General features: G+C 64.5%; 11 protein-coding genes and 1 pseudogene. 5 read left to right on the top strand and 7 right to left on the bottom strand.

Translation table 11 applies throughout. The features are described from left to right. Position 1: 1 nt before the first annotated feature. Genes ABZ942_RS42175 through ABZ942_RS42160 form a run of 4 tightly spaced genes read right to left on the bottom strand, consistent with a single transcriptional unit; the run spans position 2 to position 6661 of the window. Positions 2 to 994, bottom strand: a complete 993-nt coding sequence (locus tag ABZ942_RS42175; RefSeq protein ID WP_357391888.1) for a nucleoside hydrolase — start codon at positions 992 to 994, stop codon at positions 2 to 4. After that, on the bottom strand, positions 991 to 2787 hold the full coding sequence (locus tag ABZ942_RS42170) for a hypothetical protein (protein WP_357391887.1): 1797 nt from the start codon (positions 2785 to 2787) through the stop codon (positions 991 to 993). The genes ABZ942_RS42175 and ABZ942_RS42170 overlap by 4 nt, the downstream gene beginning before the upstream one ends. Further along, positions 2784 to 5594: an ATP-binding protein gene (locus tag ABZ942_RS42165; protein WP_357391886.1), complete on the bottom strand. Its 2811-nt coding sequence runs from the start codon at positions 5592 to 5594 to the stop codon at positions 2784 to 2786. Before ABZ942_RS42165 ends, ABZ942_RS42170 begins: the two co-directional genes overlap by 4 nt. Next, on the bottom strand, positions 5594 to 6661 hold the full coding sequence (locus ABZ942_RS42160) for a hypothetical protein (protein ID WP_357391885.1): 1068 nt from the start codon (positions 6659 to 6661) through the stop codon (positions 5594 to 5596). Before ABZ942_RS42160 ends, ABZ942_RS42165 begins: the two co-directional genes overlap by 1 nt. Positions 6662 to 8052: 1391 nt before the next feature. On the opposite strand from ABZ942_RS42160, the pseudogene ABZ942_RS42155 reads away from it, so the two are divergent. The 5 genes and pseudogenes from ABZ942_RS42155 to ABZ942_RS42135 form a co-directional block, all read left to right on the top strand. Then, positions 8053 to 8379, top strand: a pseudogene (locus ABZ942_RS42155) (Lsr2 family protein); the annotation flags it as partial. Between the two features lie 634 nt (positions 8380 to 9013). Continuing rightward, positions 9014 to 10345, top strand: coding sequence for a hypothetical protein (locus ABZ942_RS42150; RefSeq protein ID WP_357391884.1), 1332 nt, complete (start codon positions 9014 to 9016; stop codon positions 10343 to 10345). A 376-nt stretch (positions 10346 to 10721) separates the two neighbouring features. Then, entirely contained in the window at positions 10722 to 11411 is a 690-nt protein-coding gene (locus ABZ942_RS42145; RefSeq protein ID WP_357391960.1) for a 3'-5' exonuclease, read from the top strand. After that, positions 11408 to 12628, top strand: a complete 1221-nt coding sequence (locus ABZ942_RS42140; protein ID WP_357391883.1) for a sensor histidine kinase — start codon at positions 11408 to 11410, stop codon at positions 12626 to 12628. The genes ABZ942_RS42145 and ABZ942_RS42140 overlap by 4 nt, the downstream gene beginning before the upstream one ends. Beyond that, positions 12625 to 13302 carry a response regulator transcription factor gene (locus ABZ942_RS42135; RefSeq protein ID WP_357391882.1) on the top strand — a complete coding sequence of 226 codons (678 nt, stop codon included), beginning with the start codon at positions 12625 to 12627 and terminating at the stop codon, positions 13300 to 13302. The genes ABZ942_RS42140 and ABZ942_RS42135 overlap by 4 nt, the downstream gene beginning before the upstream one ends. On the opposite strand, the gene ABZ942_RS42130 is transcribed toward ABZ942_RS42135, so the two are convergent. The 3 genes from ABZ942_RS42130 to ABZ942_RS42120 all read right to left on the bottom strand — a co-directional run bounded on the left by ABZ942_RS42130 (position 13257) and on the right by ABZ942_RS42120 (position 17433). After that, positions 13257 to 14534: an FAD-dependent monooxygenase gene (locus tag ABZ942_RS42130; protein ID WP_357391881.1), complete on the bottom strand. Its 1278-nt coding sequence runs from the start codon at positions 14532 to 14534 to the stop codon at positions 13257 to 13259. The genes ABZ942_RS42135 and ABZ942_RS42130 overlap by 46 nt on opposite strands. Further along, positions 14531 to 15925, bottom strand: coding sequence for an MFS transporter (locus ABZ942_RS42125; protein WP_357391880.1), 1395 nt, complete (start codon positions 15923 to 15925; stop codon positions 14531 to 14533). Before ABZ942_RS42125 ends, ABZ942_RS42130 begins: the two co-directional genes overlap by 4 nt. Positions 15926 to 16785: 860 nt before the next feature. Beyond that, positions 16786 to 17433 (bottom strand): TetR/AcrR family transcriptional regulator, encoded by a 648-nt coding sequence (locus ABZ942_RS42120; protein WP_357391879.1) that lies wholly within the window; start codon positions 17431 to 17433, stop codon positions 16786 to 16788. Between the last annotated feature and the right edge of the window lie 183 nt (positions 17434 to 17616).

The following is a 17616-nucleotide window of genomic DNA, read 5'->3' as shown; positions in this document are numbered from 1 at the left end:
GCTACCAGGCGAGTTGTTTGTTGAGCCAGGTGAGGAACGCGGGGTAGTCGGCGTTCGTTGCTGTCCAGGTGCTGTGGCCGTTGGGGTCGAGGAACATTCGGGCGTCGTCTTCGATTCTGAACCGGTGTCGGCGGGTGAAGGTGACGAAGGGCAGTCGGAGTGCTGCGGTCAGGGTAAGGGGGTCATGTTGGTGGGTGAATGGGTGAAAGGTGGTGTACCAGCGGTCTAGATGCTGTCGCAGCACGGTGGCCCATGCGGGTGCGTTCGGTGTGCACAGGTGACGATAGATGTCGTCGCCGGACCGGATCGCGATCGCGTCATTGGTCGTGACGTCGGAGATCACCAGGTGCAGATTTGTCGCGGCGTTGACAACGGTTATCGCGGCCTTGGGGTCGAGGCGGAAGTTGTGGCTGGCGCGACTGGGGTCGCGGTAGTTGATAGCTCCGCCGGTCTGGGTGATGAACAACTGGTCGGCCAACTGCGGATCGTTGGTCAATACATTCGCAAGGTTGGTCAACGGGCCCATACCGACCCAGCGGACAGGACCGCCGGTTCTGGCGCACAATGCGTTCACCGCTTGCCCGACATCGTCGGATTGCGTGGGGATCTCATCGGGGACGAGGTCCGCGACCACCCAATAGCGCGTGTCGTTGAGTTGTGCACCGCTGATGACGGGTATGTCGCGCCGATCAAGCAAGTCGAGCAGGTATCGAGCGAATCGAGCACGCCCACCGTCGTGTTCGTCGCTGGTGATCACCAATGCCAATTCTGGGACGGCGATCGCGGCGCAGATCAGTGCGATCGCGTCGTCGGGATCGCCGCCGATGTCTGTGTCGATGATGACCGGAGTTCCGCGCAGCGATCGTGGTGGCGGGCCGCCAGCGTGCAATTTGTCCGCAGTAAGCCCGAATCCGCGGTCGCGGTACCGTTCAGCGTGATCACTGATCGCGGCCCAGGTTTGGGCCGCGGACTCGATCCGCTCACCTTCGGTCAATGTTCTTCTCCTCTCGCGGCTGTTCCATGTTTTGTTTGAATGTCGGCGACATAAGCTCGCTTTCCGTCGAGCGAGTCGAGTTGCTGGTAGCCCCGCCACACCGCGTCGGTCTCGGCGGCGTCGAGGTCGCTTCTGCTGAGCGCGGATCGCAGCTCGGCGATGTGCGGGCGGTCGATTCGCCTGGCAAACGAACCAAGGACCTCGGCCAGGTCGGGGTGGATCTCGCCGCCGGATATCCAACGTCGCAATTCATCGACGAGTTCTTCGGCCTTCTCGTTCAGTTCTATATGCCAGTCGTCGCCTGCATCGCGCTGTCGTATGGCCTCGTAGGCGCGGTCTCTGACCGCGATCACCATGGCCTCGGCGGCGCCGAGCCGGGTCGCGGGATCCTGAAAAGCCGGGGAGATGTCGAGGGGGTTGAGCTCATGGACCGGGGGCACCTCCGGCTGTTGGAAGGGTTGACCATCGTCGTCGAACCGCGGCGAAGACCAAGGGCCGTGGAGGAGATCCTCGATGGCCAGAATCGCATCGGGGTGGGCGAAGGTCTGGTCGCGATCTTCCGGAAGTTTCTCGCGATCTTCGGGAGCCTGCTGGGTGCCCGGCTGACCGGTGGCGTCGGGGGCATCAATATGTAATGCATAACCGGTTTTGGTGTCTGGGTGCGGGTCTGCGGGCGATTGTTCGAAAAACAGATAGCGGCCGCGCCAGTTGGTGTCGGGATAGAGCGCCGCCAGGCCCTCCTGGCTGGAGCCTTTGCGGCTGGTGTCGACGACGGTAATGGTATGGCCCGGTTCGGTGACCGGCATAAGGTTGTTCTCCAGGTGCTCGGTGAGGGCGACCTTCGCTCCGACGATGTCGGCTGCGGATACGGCGTTCTTGTACTTGCGGAACTCGTCGATGTGGAATGTCTTGCCCGCGTTGACTTCATCGTCCTGAAGGGCCGGTTCGAGCATCAGCCGTGTCACCGGCAATGGGACACAGTGTTTGATATACAAATCGGGGTCGAGTGTGCCGACGACGGCCGCCAAGGGGTAGGCGTCACGACCTAGGAAGGCGTACAGATGATCGGGGTCTATCGCTATTTCCGCGTTGCAGTCGTCGACCAATTTCGTCATATGCTTGACGAGGAAGGGCGCGACCTTGTCTTTCACGACATCGTAGGCGCGCTGTACTGCGGCGATGCCTTCGGCGCTATCCACTCCCCATCTTGTGCACGCTTCGTGAATTGCCTGCCGCGAGGTGATGTCTTGTGGTCGAGGGGTTTCGACGAGGCGGCTGTCGGCCGCGACATCGGTGGTGGTCGTTTCGGCACCTGATGTTGAAGCATCGACGTCTGCTCGGTTGTCGTTGTCGGGTCCGCGGGGCAGCTTGTCCATCTTGTCGTCGGATGTTTCGCTGGCTGCCGGACTCGGCGACGGTGTTGGTGCCGGCCGCCTTTCGAGCGCCATCATCCGTTCCGGGTCGGTCGGGTCGGCATCGTCACCGGATTCGGCTACGTTCGGACTGCCCCCGGTTGCAGAGCGCGGACGCAGACGCTCGATGAATGTCATTCGCTCGCTGTCTGAGCGCGGTTCGGTCCCGGGTGGGGCACCGATCGGGCTGAGACCGCGTTCGGTGTGGCGATCGCCGCCACTCGACCCGCCAGCAGAGTCGCATCCTGTTTCATCGGCAATCGGTCGCGCGGCATCGTCGCTACCGCTGGCATCGAGCCGTATTGACGTGTTCGATTGCTCAGGTTCAGGGTGATCGGCGGCAGGGTGGTGGATGCGGTCGGTGGGGGCGTCGAAACTCATCGCAGCTCCTCTGCGATGCCATCGTCGGTGTCAACCAATGCCAGTGGCCATAGCGTGTTCAGCCGCAGGTGCCTGCTGGCTTCGCGGAACCGTGCTTCGGCAGTGCCGGCGCGACTGAGTCGCGAAATCGTGACGGCCAGCAGTGTCTGGTCGTCGAAGCCGGTCACGATGCGCCGGTCGGTCCAGGTATCGGGATGCCTGTGCAGCGCATCGAGCTGGTCGGCCGGCGTCGTGCCCGCCAGTACGAGCCCACGCCGTTCCCACTTGCCAGTGTCGGGATGGGGCTGCTCGGCGTGTGGTTGGGGTTCACGCAGCGCTGCTTCGACATCAGTCCACCGGTAACGTCCTGCCTGCCAACAGGTTTCATCGCCTGAGCACGGTTTGCCAGCGCCGTTCATGACGTTGATGGCGGTGCTGGCCAGGTGGTCAGCGAGGTGCTCGGGCTGGAAGTATGCGGTGAGTCCGGTGTAGCGGTTGTCGATACTGGTGCGTATTCGGAATCCGATAGCTTCGAGCAGAATCGGTGGTGGATAGGTGGTGATCAGATGTGTGAGCCACCCAGGAGCAGGATCGGGCGAGGGACGTCCGACAAGGTGTGCGAGAAGTAGGAGTTCTGTCCACAGCGTCAGGTGCGGGTCATCCGCGAGACGGTGGGCGTGATGAAGTTCCCGTAGCAACAGTGGTGGCTGATCGGGTTCGGGTGAGAGGGCGATTATCGTTGTCGCCATACGTGCTTCGCGGGCCTGCCCGAGGGGGATGTCGATGCGCAGGGGCCGATCCATGCCGTCGGTGAATACGATCGCTCGCCCGGGAGGTAGCGATACGACATGGCGAGATCCGGTGGGGTCGAGGTTCATGGTGGCGCCGACGAAGTCGCGGTCCTCGGTGGCGGGCAGGCGGTGCACGATTTTGAGGGCAGTGTTCTTGACAATGTCGGGGGAGATCTTGGTCGGGATCTGTTCGGCGACGATGATGCCTGCGCCGTAGGCGCGGATCTCGGCCAGCAGTGCAGCGAACAACTCCACCGCGTGCGCTGCTGGGGTACCGGGTTCGGCACGGCGCAGCAGCCTGTGCGCTTCCTCGACGACAAGTACATGGGTCAACTCGCCGCAGTCATTGCTGTGGTGAACACGCAGGTGCTCGAAGATACGGATCAGGACCACGCCGATGAAAAACGCTTTGTCGGCGTCGTTGCCGATATCTTCGATCTCCAGCACTGCGTTGGTGCGTAACAGGCGGGCGAGATCGAGGCGGTAACCACCTTGGAAGAACCTGCCTGGGGTACCCAGCCGCAGCGAGCTGAGGCGAACGTCGATGAATCCGCGGACGTTGTCGGTGATTTCGCGGCCGTACCCGATACCCTCGACGACAGACAACGCGGCCGATTGCAGGTCGGTCAAATTCGGATAGCGGGGCGTGATGGTGCCGAGACAGGTGTCTCCAATGACGGTGTCCCAGCCCAGATCGGTGTAACAACGGGTCAATGCATGCGCGAGGACCTGGGGGAACGGCTCGACCGCATCGAAGGCCGCCAAGAACAATGCGCGTACGAGATCGATGTGGGTTTGGAGCGGGAATCCAGGTTCGGGTTCGAGGGGGTTGAGCCCGACTGGTACCGCGTCGGGGTCGCCGGGCCGGATCACGGTGACCGGCGCGTTGATTCGACCGGCCATGCCCGCGTATTCGGCTTTGGCAGGTTCGATCACCAGCCACGGCACTGCTATCTTGTGCAGGCCTGCCAGCAGGTGACGCACAGTTTGTGACTTCCCTGAGCCAGTGGCTCCGGCGACGAACCCGTGCCGGTTAAGGGTGTCGCGCCCGACCAGGAACCGACCGACTCGGCCATCGGTGTTGTCCAGGATCTCACCGAGATCGATGTCTCCGTCGTGTTCGGGAGTGACGTCGAAGGAAACCGGTTCAACGACGCGGATCCCGGGGAGTTCACGGGTGGGCGGGCGTGCCAATGCGGCCAGCAGTTCGGTGCTCGCCGTGAAGGGTGACCCGAAACCCCCGGCGTCGATGGTGGTTTCCCATACCGTCGGCAGAGATCCATTATCGGGGTGCGGGGCCAAGGTATAGGGCAGATCATCGAGATCGGCTGCGCTGCACAACAACCCGGCCGCCCGCGCGACAGCGTGCTCGGTGGGCGCGCCGACCAAGATATGGACGGCCCACATGCCAGGGGACCGGGCGCGGGCGAGCTCGCGGTATCGGAATTCCCCGCGCCTCAATGCGATTCGGTCTGGTTCCGAGTTTTCCCTGGCCCGAAGTCGCGGCAACTGAACTTCCAGTCCAGCCAACTCGGCGTCCACCGCCGCTGCCGATAATGGCTGCGCGTGCACCAGCCACACAAATTCCCCAGGCAGATGCGCGACGTAGTCCTCGAAACAGCCCCGTCCTGGTGCGGTGCCTTGGCTATCGGCCCATAGTGAGTCGGGGTGGCCAGTGCATCGAGTCCATACCGGTACGTCGTGCCATTCTCGGATCAAGGCGGCCGAATCCAGCGCGCGGGCGGTGCTTCCCGGTGGGTACATCACCCCCATCGGCTTGCCTGCAGGTGAGGCTGGTGGGAAACGCGGGTTGCCGCCGAACACGACACGAATGCGGCGCTGGCCGGCTGGGCGTTCCCAAGCCACCACCAGTCCTGCTTGTGCGGTGGTGCCGAGGAGTTCGGCGTGCGCGGCGGTCAACGCGGCGAACAACGCCACCCGCCCACTGCTGACGGCCCGATCGCTGGGTGGGTCGGCGGCAGGAGGCGCCGGTGTTGTAAGCAATTGGTGGAAAAGGAATCCGGACAGCATGCTCATCACGGCCCCCTCGGATATCTGAGCGGTTGCGCAGCGACCCGGTCGAGCATTGCGATCCCGGGATTGCAGTCTCCGGTGACCACCCGTCTTGCACCTGGACGGTTTTCCACCAGCACGAATGCAGTCGGCGGCAGCGATTGGAAGGTTGTCGGCTCCATCGCATACTCGTACCCGCGTGAATAGGTGCGTCCGGTCGAGGTTGATTCCGACCCCGACCAACTGGTTGTGCTCGACCAGGTCAACGCCCGAGACGAAGATTCCGAGGTGTTCGCCGAGGCGCCGGAGTAGCCGTCGGTATGAGTAGCGGTAAACGAGTCGCCGCTTGTATCCGAGACGCCGTCGGTGAAACTGTGCCCGATCTGCTCGGTCAATTGCGACAATACGAACCGGTAGCCGCGACCCACGAAATCAGCGGCGGCTGAGGCCTCGGTGGCGTTGCCCAACCGCATCATGATCGTGGCAGCTTCGGCCCCGCCGAGCAGTTGTGCCAGCTCGCCACGCAAATGTTCGACCATCAGCACAAGCCGAACCCCGCGTCGCTGAGCTTGGCGACCCAACGCTTCAATCGCGTCCAATCTCATGCGATCAGCACCGGCAACGACCAATACGCCCCCACCGGAGCCTGCCTGGCCGCCCCGGAGATCGTGCAACACCCGGTGAAACAGCAACTGGTCCAACAGATCTTTGCGTCGCCCATGCCCGTCGACGGTGGCGACCACATTCAGTCCCGACCTCGGCCACAACAAAACCGGCTCCACCGGAAGACCAGGAGCCTCGGTGAGCAGACCCAATAGACCCGACAGGAATCGCAGCTCCTCGCGTGCGGATTCCGCAGAGCCCACCGCGTCGACCGCGTCGTTGATACGGCGAATCTCCGAGCCTGACAACACTGTTTCGGTCTCGGTGTCGTACACCCGCCGCAACAATCGCACCCCGGCCGCAATGCGTTCGAACGTCACGGGCGTAGTCAAACGACCGGCCACCAATTCGATCAACTCTGCATGTAACCCGCGCACCGTCGCCGGGTCCCGACCACCGCGCAGCCCCTCCAACGCTTCGGCGATCATCTCGCCGACCTGCGCCGCAGACAACCCGTCGAGCAAACCCACACCGCCGGTGGGCAACTCGACCACGCGGACCGGGAATGTTCGCTGGCTCGCGAAACCGGCCAGCTCGAACCCGACACTGTGTTCGGTGAAATCCAGCACGAGCATCGACTCGCCTGCGGCCAGCAGCGACATCCCCAGGGTGGTCAGCAGACTCGCCCACCCGTCGGGGCTTCCGCCGAATACCTCCACTCGCCGCGTCGCACGGCCCAGACGCAGCGGATGCCACAACTGCGCCGCCGACACCCGCTGTTGTTCTCGACGATCATGCTCAGCCGCCCAGGCGGTCCACTCGGTCAGCGCGTGTTCGTATTTGGCCAGCTCAATTGCCCGGCCGGCCTCGAAAGTCCGACGCGCCGCGGCGTGGCGAATCGCGGCTTGCGCATACCAGCTCGCCGAGACCAATAACCCCGCCGGCAGTAATACCGGCCAAAATGATAAGCCCCATGCGACTGCCATTCCGGTAGCCCAGATCGAGACTGCGGACCCGGCGGCCACGATCATGGGTCCCCGACGTGTCTGTCTGGCGAACCGCTGTACCGGCTTCGAGGGCGGGTATTCCACCCACGTAGGGCGCTGCAGGAGAGCGTGGCTCGGCGTGGCGGGGTAGGGGATGGAGAATTCCCACCCCCAACGTTCCAACGGTGCCGAAAGGCGTACCGCAAGATCACGATTGTCGATCACCGGTAACCGATCCACGACGACTCCCCCAACCTAAGGCGTGGCGTAAACCGAATCGCCTCTGCAGAATACCGCTTCGAGTAGCGGCGCGGTGAGCGTATGAGCATTGAATTATGCTGCGAGAGTGTGTATTTCATTTGAGTGAGTAAATGAAATGGCCTTGTTTGATAACGGGTTGAACAATATTGGGGCTGGCATTCATCGTCATCGCAGACCGGCCGGACTTCTACGAATCACTGTTCTGCCAGGTACGGTAGGTCCGATGATGTGGGAGGTATCGGGTCTACCCGCCCTATCCGTCATCGGTGATTGCTGCGAACGTGCATCTGTACACACATGGACGTACGCGGTAGGCGATCGCACGGTCTGACCGGACGGTCCAGTCGGCGACTCGTTGGCGCGGCGGCAAGGTCCGGCCAGTCGCGACAGCGGCCAGACGTTTCGCCGCACCGGGTATCGGGATTGCTCGACGAGCCGAGGCATTCCGTGCAGCCGCCCGGCATCTCCGGTGAAACGTAATCGTATCCACTCATCGAATCCGGGGCGTCGCCATCTTTCGGTGATCGACGCTGACTCGAAAAGACACTCAGCTGCGCCCGGGGCGCAGTCATGCTACGGACCAATGCTAGCGTCTTCGTTTACTTGGCCCGCATTCATCGAAGGGAATCAGAATGGCAAGGCAAATTATCGAGGCGTTAATCGACGATGTGGACGGCTCCGCGGCCGATGAAACGGTGATTTTCGGTTTCGATGGTCGGCTGTATGAAATCGACCTGTCGTATGCGAACGCCAACAAGCTCCGGGCTGCTGTTGATCCGTGGGCGGACAAGGCGCGAAAGACGGGGCGGGCAGGTTCTCGAGCGGGTAACTCTCGGACGCGCACCGCATCGGGCGCAGGTCAGGTCGCAGCCATCCGTGCGTGGGCGAGCGAGAATGGCCATCGTGTGTCGAGCCGTGGCCGGATATCGGCCGACGTTGTCGCCGCGTACCGGGCAGCGCGGGCCACTCCGCAAGCGGCGGCACCGGCTTCGAACAAGCCGGCCGTTCCGGCATTCGTTGAGCCAATCAAGAAGCGGGCGAAAAAGGAAACAAAGAAGGCCGCCAGGAAGCACGCGAATGTTTAAGCCTGCGTAGGCGATTCGGCTGAGCTCCGCGCCCGGCTTGCCGTCCTTGCGCCTATTCGAGCGGACTGCGGCGTGACCGCGATGCAGTCACCGCCGGATTGGCCCGCACGCTCGTTCGAGGTCGGCGACGGTGCTGGTGAACAACTCGACCATGGCTGACCAGCTCGGTGTCGGACCGGGCGGCGGGGCGTCGGCGAGGCCATCGGTGCGGCGCAGGTCTTCTGGCGGATCTGTTATCCAGCACCCTGTCCGCCGAACTCGCTGCTGCGGTTGACAATTGGAACATCCAATGCAAAACCGATCTAGAAGTCTCGGTAGGTAGATCATGTGCAAGACAAGACAACTGTGGGCTCGGCGCATCGTATCCTTGTCGTGTTCTCGAAGGTAATATCTCGATCATCGATCAGTACGTGCGAACGGGGGGCCGCCGCACGATAATCAGCCGTGCAGTATCGCAATTATCAAACGTGCCTACCACCTCCACGCACAAGACGTGAGGGTCTCCGCGATGGGAATGTCACTACAGGGCGAGTTGGAACCGTTGCTCGCGAAGCTCTGGCAAGCGGCCGACAGTGCGTGCCGGGCCGAATCATTAAGCGATCCAACGAACCCGGCCTACGCGAAATGGGAGCAAGAGGCATTGACAGCTCTCAATGAGAAGCTGTCGACCCTCGTCAGTCGATTTCGCAGCTACTACTCGTTGGATGGAAACGATCTCAGTCCCGTGGCCGATCAGTTCGCCGGGGAGTCGGATCGGTGGGAATCACCGACGGGTAGCTCGGTGTATTGCACTGTTGCACGGGCCTCGGGCGATGTCGAAAGAGTATCGAGACTGATCGACATCGGACATTGGCAAGGCGGCGGGGCGGAGTCGTTTTATCACAATTTCTTGGATCCGTTCAAGCGAACCGCGGCGGTACACAGCCTCTGCGCGCGAGAAATGGCGATGGGTGCGAAGTCGCTGGACAGCGCGGTCGAGCTTGCCAAGGAATCGGTCGTCTGGATCTGCGAAGATCTGATCAACCGCCTCGGCGGAGGTGCCCCTCCGGGGCCGCTGCCGGGTGAGAAGGGGGAGGGGTTCAAGGAACAGGCCGGATTCGCCGCGATAGTTGCCGACACCGTCGCGTTGTTCCGGGCGCTCACCTTGCCCGAAAGCGTGTTGTTCGATGCGGTGCTGGCTGCTGTCGGGGCGGCGGGCGGTTTTATCGCCGCATCGAAGATGCCATCCCACGATCTGCATATCGGCGTGGGCTTTTCCATGTCAGCAGCCGGGCTCGTCGTCAATGCGGGGATATCGCTCGACCGGCTCGACAAGAATATGTCCGACCTCGACGAGAGGGTCGCCGGGGCCTTGGAAACCGATCTCGGGTCGTCGGGGCCGTTCGGCGATACATTCGCCCGGATCCAGAACCCGCACCTGGACCCGTCGGCGTATCGCCAGCTGACGTTCAAGCAGGGCGATCACAGCGAGAAAGACGCAGTCGTCGTCGATCTCACCGAGCTGTACTACGCCGGGTACCGCTCGCTGCCGTCAGCTGCCGACAACTATGACTTTGGCACAAAGGTCTGTTCGGCAGCACACATCGACGGTGCGCAGGCCCAGTTTCCAAGGGCAGTGGGGAAATTCAACGAGGCGGCGGGGATGTTCACGGGCCTGCTCGCCGATGTCCGTGATGACCTCACCCGATCCGGAGAAGCGATCGTCGCGGCGGCGACGACCTACGGCGGGGCCGACGAATACGAAGCCGCCAAGATCAAGCAGCTGGAAGACGAGATCCCGGCGCTGGGAAGCTTCGTCGGCGCGGAACACTACACGCCGCCCCGGTGGCTGAGATTGTGAGCTCGGTACCTCGGCGCGGACGTGTAGCAGACCGCCGACGTCGACGCCCGCTTCGAATTCGGTTCCGATAGTTCGTCGCGTGACCCGATGTGGCCTTGCTGGAACCGACCAGATAGGTGGGTCGAGTCAGACACGTTCACGGACAGGTGATTTCGAGCGTATCCGAGTGCAGCCGGGTACCTTTCGGAGACGATGGTCGACGAGGGTACCGATCAGATGAACGTCGTGATTCCGGAGGTCGATTCGCTTTGGCTGCAGTGCCACAAGCTCTCGTACGAGCCGCGGGGTGGCATCACCGGTGGGCCTGTTCATCGCTTCTATCTTCTCTGAAACGATCACATCTGGCAGCGAATTACTGCCGTGACAATGATGATCGCTGCGGCGATCGACCCGAGCATGCACGCACACACGCACAGGCGCAGCGTGGCTGGCTCACGATCAAGGAGACGTTGCCGACGCGATCCCGAACACGCTGCGCGGCAAGGACATCGCAGTTGTAGATGTCGAAGGAAATGGTCAGACACCACCGGAGATCATCGAGATCGCTATCCTGTCCGTCTCCGGTGAGACGGTCGACATCGACGACATGCGAGTGTGGCTGATCAAGCCACAACGGCCGATCACCGAGATCGTCACCCGAAAAGTGCACGGCATCAAGAACTCCGACGTCGAGACCTGTCCGGCTTGGGCTGAGATCGCGCCCGACATCGAGGCCGCCTTGGCCGGGCGAACCCTCGTCGCGCACAACGCTGGAGTCGAACAACGAGTACTCGCCACGCATCTGCGCGACAGGAGCCCGCCGATGGTCTTGGACACCTTGCGCCTGGCGAAGGCGGTGTGGCGCGACCTGTGGATTGGCCTGGGTTGTCGGTGCAGCGGCGCCGAGGGAGTTCGTTCCCACCTGACGCCCTGCCGCTACCCGTCGTTTCTCCAGCGCAACCCGATCGACGACCGATGCGCGACACCAGCCCGGCCGGACCCGTGGAATAGGGTTGGGGCCATGCTGTTTTGGAACGACGGCCCCGGCGGGGGGAGCCGGATTGTGTTCGAGTTGCGTCGGCCATGACGACCACAGGAGGCCCGCGACCGCGCGGCGCGTGGTGGTGGGAGGCAGCGATCACGGCGACGGCGTTCGCGCTCTGTCTGCTCGGCGGCGTGGTGCAGGTCGACGGCACGCTGGCACCGCCACCTGCCGCCGCCTACTTCATCGCGGTGGTGTCCTGTGCCGTGTTGCCGTGGCGGCACCGCGCGCCGTTGGCCGCCATGGCTGCCACGACCGCCTGCGGCGTGCTGGTACCGCTCTTGGGCCTTTTTCTGAGCCCGCTCATCGTGGCCCCCACTGTGATCACCGCCTACTCGCTTACCGCGCGTACCGAACGGCGCGCGGCGAGTGCAGTGGTGCTCGCCTCGGTGGCGCTGCTGGTCGCCGCCACCCCTTTGCTCGGGGCGCTGTCGTGGCAGGACGCGAGCAGGATGGGCGCGGTCGTGGCGTTCCCGCTGGTGGCGGGCGTGCTCGGGCGCTCAGCGCAGCACCGGCGGGCCTATCTGGCGGCGGTGGAGGAGCGGGCCCGGCAGGCCGAGCGGAGCCGCGACAGCGAGGCGCGTCGGCGCGTGGCCGAGGAACGGGTGCGGATCGCCCGCGAACTGCACGACCTCGTTGCCCATCAGATCACCTTGGCCAACGCGCAGGCCACGGTCGCTGCCCACCTCTTCGACTCCCGCCCGGCGCAGACCCGCAAAAGCCTGCACGAGCTCGTCGAGACCACCGGCGACGCGCTCGATGAACTGCGGGCCACGGTCGGTCTGCTGCGTCAGTCCGGGGACGCGCCGGCCGAACCGGCGCCCGGGTTGTCGCAACTGCCCACGCTCCTCGAGTCCTTCCGCCGCGCGGGTCTGGAGGTGTCGGTGCACCAGGACGGCACGGCCAGGCCGCTGCCGCCGGGCATAGACCTCACCGCCTACCGCATCATTCAGGAGGCCCTGACCAACGTGACCAAGCACGCCCGCACCGGTAGCGCCAGTGTGCGCCTCGTCTGGCACAGCGATCGCGTGAGCATCACCGTCACCGACGACGGACGGGGGACCGCGAATGTGTCTATGGTGCCGGATCGTCCGCCTGGCTATGGTCTGATCGGGATGCGTGAACGTGCCACTGCGGTTGGCGGCCAGCTCTGCGCAGGCACGCGCCCGGAGGGCGGTTTTCTGGTCTCCACCCAGCTGCCCCTCCCGCCGGTCAAGGACACGACGCGCAGGACTGACGAAGCAACGGGAGATGCGCCGTGACGCTGCGGGTGTTGCTCGCCGACGATCAGGCCCTGCTGCGCGGTGCCTTCCGTATGTTGCTCGACACCACCGACGACATCACCGTGGTAGGCGAGGCGGCCGACGGCAGAGAAGCGGTGCGACTCACCCGAGAGCTCCGCCCGGACGTGGTGATCATGGACATCCGGATGCCCGAGATGGACGGTCTCACCGCCACTTCGGAGATCTGCGCCGACCCAGAACTACGTGCCAGCCGCATCCTGATCCTCACCACCTACGAGACCGACGAATACGTCGCACAGGCCCTGCGTGCGGGGGCAGGCGGCTTCATCGGCAAGGGCATCGGAGCCGAGGACCTGGCGGATGCCGTGCGCACGATCGCGGCGGGCGACACCCTGCTGTCCCCGGCCGCGACCCGCTCCTTGGTCGCCCGTTTCCTGGCGACACCCGATGCACAGCCCAACCACCCCGAACAGCTCGCCGTACTCACCCCGCGCGAACGCGAGATGGTGGCTCTGGTCGCGACCGGTCTGTCCAACCAGGAGATCGCCGAGCGAATGTTCCTCAGCCCCTTCACCGTTCGCGCGCACGTGCAGCGCGCCATGACGAAACTGGAGGCGCGCGATCGAGCGCAACTCGTCGTCATCGCCTACCGGACGGGCCTGGCGCAGGCCGCTCCCGACGGCCGGTCGTAGTCCGGCCCCGTGGCCGTCGGCGTGAATTCGGGCAGCGTCAGGGCCGAGTGCGCCGGTCGGGCCGGCGCGGCGGGCATGGTGACGAGGTCACGCAGCCTGGCGTTGCGTTGCTCCAAGGCCTGCACCGTGGTTGGGAACAGGATGGCCGCACCGTTGTCCACCAGCGCCTGATTCATGCCGACGAACTCGCGAAGGCCACGTTCGTAAGCGGCGAAGGCGGCGCTGTGGTCCTGGTTCGTGGCCAGCGCATCGGCGAGCAGGTAGGCACCGGCCAGCGCGAGGCTCGAGCCTTGCCCGGTAAGGAACGAGGGTGCGTACGCGGCATCGCCGACAAGCGCGACGCGGCCACTCGACCAGTGCGGCATGCGGATCTGACCGGCCGTGTCGAAGAACAGGTCATCCGCGTCGCGCATGGCTTTGACCATGCGGGGGACCTCCCATCCCGCACCTGCGAAGGTCGCGGCGACCAAATCCCGCTGAGCGTCGGGGTTCCGGAGGACTTCGAACGGCGGATCCGGTTGGTGAAAGTTCAGGAAGGCATGCAGCTCGTCGTCGTCCCCGACGGCATAGAGCGCTGCGGCTTTGCCCGGTGTGTTCCACAACACGACCTCGTGGGAGAGACCGAGGGTGTTCGGCATGGTGAATATCGCGAAGCAATAGCCGAGGTAGCGATGGAACTGTTCTTCGGGGCCGAACAGGGCGGCCCGGGTCTGTGAGTGCATACCGTCGGCACCGACGACCAACTCGAACGTCTGCTGTTGCCCACTGTGGAAAGTGACGTCGACCCCTCGTTCGGACTGGTGGAGGGTATCGATCGAGTCGTTGAACAGGAATTCCACGTCGTCGCGAATCATCGCGTAGAGGCTCACGGCCAGATCCCCACGACGCACCTCGAGATCCCGTCCCTCGACGCCGCCGGCCACGGCGCTCGGGTTGACCGCGGCCAATTCGCTGCCATCGACGTCGAGGAAAGTGCAGCGGCGCGAATCGATGTGCGCGTCCCGCAATTGCGGCAGTATCCCCATCCGCCGGACCACCTCTATGGCGGTGCCGCGGATGTCGATCGGGTATCCGCCGTCGCGCAATGCGCCCGCCTGCTCCACTACCGTCACCTCGAATCCAGATCGGTGCAGCCAGTACGCCAGCGCGGGGCCGGCGATACTTGCCCCGGAGATCAACACTTTGCGCTTCGCAGTAGTTCGCACATCCGTCGACACACAGTCGGTCGTCATGCCTGGGCTCCCTTTCTCGTAAAACGGACAACGAGCAGTGACGCCGCGGCGACCAGGCCGGCGATAGCGAAGCCAAGGACGAAGGCCGATTCGTTCGGCTGGTCCGTCACCGGATCGGACCCGGCGGCCAGGATCGCGCCGCCGACCTGGACACCGACGGCAACGCCGATCACGCGGGTCACCACGAGCAGGCTCGTGGCAATACCGGTGGCCTTGGCCTCGACCGCGGTGGCGGTGCCGGCCAGCAAGGCCGTGGTTCCGATGCCCGCGGCGAACGCGACCAGCGCCTTCGCGACGACGAGCTGCCACGCCGCGGTGTGCGCCGCCGCCAGGGCGATCAGCGTGGCCACCGTGACGACGGCACCGACCAGGACGACGACACGCGGACCGAACCGCCGCGCCGCGACCCCGCCGACCGAATCGCTCAGCGCCCCGACGATGGCGCCGGGCATCAGGAACAGTCCGATCGCGGTGGTGCTCGCACCGAAGCCGTACCCGTCGGCCGACACCGCGAACAGCTGCGGGAGCAGAAAAACCACCATCCCGAAACTTGTGGTGATGACGAAGGTGAGCACGAACGAATTCCGCATGGCAGGCTTTGCCAGCATTCGCAGATCTACCATCGGCGCGTCCGCCCGGCGCTCGACGGCGACCCAGCCGGTCGCGAGGCAGGCCACGAGCACCGCGATGGCAACTACCGCAATCGGCGACAGGCTGCCACTCGTCATCAGCACGAGCCCGAGCATCAATGCGAGCAACGTTGTGCTCAGCAGAACCACACCGGGCCAGTCGATTCCGCCGTCCGAGTGGATCGGCGGATCATGTGGCGTCAGCCGAGTCACCACGACTGTCATCGCGATGATCACGATCGTCGGTAGCGCGAATATCCAATGCCAGGACAGTCCTTCGGCGATCGGCCCGGCGATCAACGTGCCCACCATGCCGCCACCCGTGAACAGCGCGACGACCAGCCCGATCGCCGCCTGTGACTCGCCCGTCGTGAGGTGTTTGCGCACCAGGATGAACGAGAGCGGCAGCGCACCCACCATGCCGCCCTGCAACACCTGACCGAGCAACAACACCGGCAGGTTCGGCGCAAAGCTCGCCAGCAGACCACCGACCGAGACCACGGCCATCAGCCAGAGCAGCACCTGCTTGCCGCCGTAGCGGTCGCCGAGTTTGCCCGCGACGGGTGTGAGGACCGCACCGGTGATGAGCAATGTGTTGCCGACCAAGGCCCCCTCGGCAGGGCTGACCCCCAGCTCCCGTTGCAGCAGCGGGACCGCTGGCTCCACCACCGATTGCAAGGTGCCGAGGGCGAGCGCCAAGACGCCGAGGGCACCGATCGACTGTCTCCCCATGCGGACCGGGGAAACCAGAACTTCGGACATGGACATCCTTTTCGTCGTTGGTTGCGAGCGAGATCGACCCGCTCCCAACACTTCCCGCCGACGCCGCGCCGGGCATCGTCTCGCGCCACCGTCTTCTCCTGGTGCACGCGGACCAGCCCCTCGTACGTCCTAGTGCTCATGCACTAGGACGCACGGCCTGGAGTTCAGCGACATCGGCTAGGTCTCATGACCGAATCGGTGAGCTGGGCAGATAGTCGATCATCTGGACCGGCACGCCCAGATGCGCGGTCACCGGTAGGGGCAGCGTGGACGAGATAGCGGGCCGAGTTCGGTCGCCTCCGTCGGTATTTGCGGCCCTGGTCGCTACAGCCAGCCGGTTGGGCGATCAGCCGCAATTCGTTCGCCAAACGTTCGCAGCGATCGAGAAGGTTTTGGTCTGGCAAGAATTCAGCGAATCGACTCGATCGCGAGGCCGGGGCGATCACAGCCAGCGCGGCGGGGCCGGTACCGCCACGGCCGGTGGCCAGACTCGCGTGAACATCGGTGTGAAGTCCGCAGGGCTAGTCCAGCCCGGACGCCTTCAGTAACCTCGCCAGGTCCCGTCTGATCAGGGCTGCGAGGACGACGCCCTGCTGAGGCACTGGGATACCACGTATCGGGCCAGCTGAGGCCGGTGTCCGACAAGGACGCTCAACTGACGACCAAACTCGCACGGCGAGAACGCAACTCATCTGCCTCTGGGCGCGCTGTCGGCGAATATCGTGCGCAGCCCTAATACTCCAGCTGCACTTGCGGGTTGGGTTAGTTTGCAGGTGAGGACCTAATCGAGTGCGGTGGTGGAACCAGCGGGCGCGGGCTTGGTGACGTCGGCGGCCTCGGCACGCCCACCGGCAACACCGTCACGGTGGGTGAGGAGCTGAGGATCGGTCGGTGGTCAGGTAGGCCACCGCCATGAGAGCAGTCCGGCCGCGCCACTGCTCCCAGGTCATTCCGTCTGGAGCCGCTTCGATACTGAGCGCGCGGTGCATCGCCGAGGCGGTGATGGTGCGACCGATGAACGCGAGCTCCGAATCCGCATCTTGGAGCCGGACCGCCCCTCGGTGTGGTGCGGCTGCCTCGGCCAGCCGCCGCCGCAGGGCGGCCAGGCCCTCGGCACGCTCGTCCGGGACGGGCCGCAGGCCAACCCCGAAGATCTCCGGCAGGAGGCGTCCACTCTCGACCATCCACTCGACGACCGCGAAGGTGTAGGCATCGATCACCGACTCCAGGTCGGCCAGCGGGCCTTGGAGACGAGCATCGAGCCGATCCCCGAGCCGGGCAAGCATGCGGTCCTTGACGGCGCGCAGGAGCAGGTCCCTGTTCTCGAAGCGGCGGTACACCGTGCCGACGGAGACCTCGGCGCGGGCGGCAACCGAGCCCATGGTGATCGCGTCCGCGCCCACCTCGATGAGCAGATCCTCGGTGGCGGCGAGGAGCTTGGTCTGCGTCTCGCGGCTACGTGCCTGCTGGGGGGCTCGCGCGCCGACCGTCATGTCTTTGGCCGTCATGGCCTGAGGCTACCGCCGGATCTCACGGTGCCCGGGGGGACAGGCCTCGCAGCTCGGCCTCATGCAATATGTGAATGTATGCTATACATTCACATATTGAGAGACCTTTGGTGGCACTCGCAGCAGACAGGCGTGATCATCACGCCGGTATGCCGCAGGCTGCCCACCCCCGGCCGCGACCGG

The organism is Nocardia sp. NPDC046473, assembly GCF_040645995.1.
Lineage (GTDB): Bacteria > Actinomycetota > Actinomycetes > Mycobacteriales > Mycobacteriaceae > Nocardia.
Note: the sequence above shows the minus strand (reverse complement) of the source record. Positions and strands in the feature narration are given on the sequence as shown.

What these genes read in the sequence shown, in the direction of transcription:
- ABZ942_RS42170 (WP_357391887.1), bottom strand. Translation starts at nt 2,787, where the DNA reads ATGAGTTTCGACGCCCCCACCGACCGCATCCACCACCCTGCCGCCGAT.
- ABZ942_RS42165 (WP_357391886.1), bottom strand. Translation starts at nt 5,594, where the DNA reads ATGAGCATGCTGTCCGGATTCCTTTTCCACCAATTGCTTACAACACCG.
- ABZ942_RS42160 (WP_357391885.1), bottom strand. Translation starts at nt 6,661, where the DNA reads ATGATCGCCGAAGCGTTGGAGGGGCTGCGCGGTGGTCGGGACCCGGCG.
- ABZ942_RS42150 (WP_357391884.1), top strand. Translation starts at nt 9,014, where the DNA reads ATGGGAATGTCACTACAGGGCGAGTTGGAACCGTTGCTCGCGAAGCTC.
- ABZ942_RS42140 (WP_357391883.1), top strand. Translation starts at nt 11,408, where the DNA reads ATGACGACCACAGGAGGCCCGCGACCGCGCGGCGCGTGGTGGTGGGAG.
- ABZ942_RS42130 (WP_357391881.1), bottom strand. Translation starts at nt 14,534, where the DNA reads ATGACGACCGACTGTGTGTCGACGGATGTGCGAACTACTGCGAAGCGC.
- ABZ942_RS42125 (WP_357391880.1), bottom strand. Translation starts at nt 15,925, where the DNA reads ATGTCCGAAGTTCTGGTTTCCCCGGTCCGCATGGGGAGACAGTCGATC.
- ABZ942_RS42120 (WP_357391879.1), bottom strand. Translation starts at nt 17,433, where the DNA reads ATGACGGCCAAAGACATGACGGTCGGCGCGCGAGCCCCCCAGCAGGCA.